Annotated in this window: 3 protein-coding genes; all 3 read right to left on the bottom strand. The window is 73.1% G+C overall.

What is annotated here, in order from left to right; all coding sequences use genetic code 11:
* Positions 1–101: 101 nt before the first annotated feature.
* Positions 102–560 (bottom strand): phage tail protein, encoded by a 459-nt coding sequence (locus PKE44_RS16630; protein ID WP_324553467.1) that lies wholly within the window; start codon positions 558–560, stop codon positions 102–104.
* Positions 561–576: 16 nt separating this feature from the next.
* Complete coding sequence (locus tag PKE44_RS16625; protein WP_324553464.1) at positions 577–2,868, bottom strand: phage tail sheath subtilisin-like domain-containing protein; 2,292 nt, start codon at positions 2,866–2,868, stop codon at positions 577–579.
* Between the two features lie 44 nt (positions 2,869–2,912).
* Positions 2,913–3,470, bottom strand: a 558-nt coding sequence (locus PKE44_RS16620; protein WP_324553461.1) for a hypothetical protein, incomplete at its 5' end; no start/stop codon positions are given.

Here is a 3,470-nt window from a genome sequence, read left to right as displayed (position 1 = left end):
GCACGTGGCCGACCAGCGCCACCGGCAGCACCGGCTGGCGCGGCGCGACCGGCGCCGGGTTCAGGAACACGCGCGCATCGGCAAACGTGAGCATCGGCGGCTTATTCCTGATCGACCGACTCGACCGACAGCACGAGTTCCTCGATCGCCACGTCGCCGCCGCCCTTGCCGGCCAGCGTCGGGCCGGTCCACTTCATCGGCATCGCGCCCTGGAGTTTCCAGCGCACGACCACGTCGTCGCGGTTCTCGGCGAGCAGGCTGACGACGACGGTGCGCTTGGCCTCGCTGACGCGGCCCTCGCGGGTCGCGACGATCCAGTCCCACAGGTCGGTCGCGCCGATGATGCCGCGCTTGAGCGTCACGTCGCCGGCCTTGTAGACGCCGGGGCGCTTCTGCACGTGGTTGACCTTCGAGTTGCCGGCGCGGTACTCGGCGACGGTGATCTCGTTGTTGAGCCCCGAGACATCGGAAAAACCGGCACGCAGCTCGCGGCCGATGCCGGGCTCGATCTCGACGAGGAAGTTGAACGCGGTGTACGGGGTGTCGCGCAGCACGGGCATGGTCGGCGGGCCTCTGTCAGCGGGCGTCGGCGGTCTTCTGGCCGATGCGGAAGATCACGAATTCGGCCGGGCGCAGCGGCGCGACGCCGATCAGGCAGACCAGCCGGCCGTTGTCGATGTCGTTCTGCGTCATCGTCGAGCGGTCGCAGCGCACGAAGTAGGCTTCCTTGGTCGAGGCGCCGAGCAGGTGGCCGGCCGTCCATTCGGCGTACAGGAAGTCCTCGACCGTCGAGCGCACGTTCGCCCACAGCGCCTCGCCGTTCGGCTCGAACACCGCCCACTGCGTGGATTTCTCGATCGAGCGTTCGAGGAACAGGAAGTAGCGCCGGACGTTGACGTAGCGCCATTCGGGATCGTCGCTGAGCGTGCGCGCGCCCCAGACGCGGTAGCCGCGCCCCGGGAAGAAGCGCAGGCAGTTGATGCCGTTCGGGTTCAGCAGCTCCTGACGGAAGCGGTTGACGTCGGTCTCCAGCCCGGTGACGCCGATCAGCACCTCGTTGGCCGGCGCCTTGTGCACGCCGCGGCGCACGTCGGTGCCGGCGTAGACGCCGGCGATGAAGCCGCCGGGCGGCACGGTGAGTTCCGGGCGCACGCCGCTCGGGTCGGCGGTGACCACCCACGGGTAGTACAGCGCCAGCAGGCTGTCGGAGAACTGGCCGGCGAAGGCGCGCACCTCGTTGAGGCTCATGCCGGCCTCGGCATCGACGATGCCGACGCGGTAGCGCATGCGCCGGCAGTGCGCCCACAGCGCCTGCACGACCTGCGCATGGCTCGCCGGGTGCGCGGCGGCGGCCGGGGTCGCGACGATGGCGATGTCCTCGATCTCTTCGAGTGCCGCGAAGCCGGTCGAGCCGGTGAGTTCGTCGCTCTCGCCGGTGTAGTCGGCCGCCCCCGGCAGCGGACCGTCGCTGCCGCCACTCATGTGGATCAGCCAGCGCGGCCCGGCCAGCGCACCGGCCGCCGGCAGCAGCGCGACGGTGTCGGCGAGCGCGAAGATCGAATCGATGACCTGCGTGGCCGAGGGTTCACCATTGAGGTACAGCGCCGCGACCGGCTGCGTCAGCCGCTCGGCGCGCCGCGCCGGCTGCATCGGCAGCAGCGCGGCGAGGTGGCGCACGGCCTGCGGCGACGGCGACAGGTCCGCGACTGCGAACACCGGCTCCGGCGCCCGCTCGGGTGCGACCGGGTCGGGGGCCGACAGCACGTCGAGGTCGAAGGCACGCAGCGCGAACAGCGCGGCGCCGGTATCCGGCAGCGTCGCGAGCGCGGCGAGCGCGAGCGTCGCATCGGCCGACAGCGACAGCTCCGCGACCGGCTGGTCGGCAGCCATGACGCGGTTGTCGGCCGCCGTCAGCGTCAGCACCGTGCCGGCGGCGTTCAGCGTGCCGCGCAGCACGCGCCGGCGGCCGTTGCTCGGGTTGTTCTGGCCGCTCAGCACCGGCGCGAGGTTGACGGCGGCATCGCTGCCGGCGAGCACGAGCACGACCGGCTCGTTGGCCACCAGCGGGCCGCTGGCCGGGGCGCGCACGCTGACGCGCGTGTAGCCGGCGGTGTCCGGCAGCGCCGCCGCCACCAGCACGTCGCCGAGCTGCGTGCGTTCGGCGGCGCTCAGCGCCACGCCGTCGGCGCCGAGCACGCGCGCATCGGCCCGCAGCCGCCAGACGCGCGTGCTGCCGGCCGCGGCATCGTTCGGATCGTTCGGGCGGTTTTCCAGCGTCGCGAAGCCGCTCGCCTGCAGCGGAAAACGGCCATCGGCGAGCGGCGAGCCGTTCACGCGCGCGGCGACCGGCACCGTGGTGTCGATCAGCGCCGATTCGCCGGCCGCCAGCGCTGCGGCCGCTGCGGCCGGGATGCGGCCGGTGCGCAGCAGGTTGCCGGCATCGCGCCAGCGGACCTCCAGCGTGAAGTTGCCGGCCGCGCCCGGAAAGCGCGCCTCGAAGCGCAGCCTGGCGCCGGGCGCGGCGGCGGCGGCGCGCACGGCACCGCTGCCATCGTTGACGGCGTCGGCGCGGTTCACGTCGCGGCAGACGCGGCTGACGAAGAGCTGCTTGCCGCCGTTGTCGAAGAACGCCCGCGCGGCGATCGCCGTGTAGTTCGGTTCGCCGACGCCGTCGAACACCAGATCGGCGCCGTCGCCGTAGATGCGCGTGTACTCGGTCAGGCTGGTGACGACTTCGGGCGCACCGCGCAGCGGCCCGTAGCGCGTCGGCCCGACCAGCGCCGCGACGCTGGTGCCGACGCCTTCGATCGACTTGTGCCGGAAGCTCGTCTCCTCGACGAACACGCCTGGGGCGAGATACTCGGGCATGACGCGGCCTCCTCGTGGCGACGGTCTTGTCGGCTGATGCAGGGTCAGGGCTGGGGTGCGCGGATCACCAGCGTCTGGCGCTGGAAGCCGAGCGGGCGCAGCGCGGCGCCGGGCGGAAAATCGAAGGCGTAGACCTCGGCGAAGCTGTCGGCGGTGGCCGACAGCAGCGTCCAGGGCTGCTGGGTGTCGGGATTGAGGCCATCCGGCCAGCTGCCGCCGCGGTGGAACACGCGCAGTTCGGCCGGAAAGCTCGCGACGTTGGCCGGCGGCAGCGGCACGCGCGCGGCGGCGAGCACGAAATCACCGTTGCCATCGGCCTGCGCGACGGCGCTGACGCTGCGCCCCGGCGCCACCGTCACGCGCAGCTCCAGCCGCGCCCAGGCCGCAGCGGCGCCATTGGGCAGGCGCAGGCTGCCGAACAGGCGACCGCCGCTGCTCGCCGGCGTGCCGGAGGGCGCCGGATACAGCGGCAGCGGCACGATGGCGCCGGCGGCGAGGCGCACGTCGAACTGCCGCGGCTGCCAGCGTCCGGCCGGATCGCGGACCGAGCCGCGCACGCGCAGCATCGGATTGCGCGGCGCCGCGAGCTGCGCCGGCGCCGG

The organism is Plasticicumulans sp., from assembly GCF_035331805.1.
GTDB lineage: Bacteria > Pseudomonadota > Gammaproteobacteria > Competibacterales > Competibacteraceae > Plasticicumulans.
This window is presented reverse-complemented; position numbering and strand designations above follow the sequence as displayed.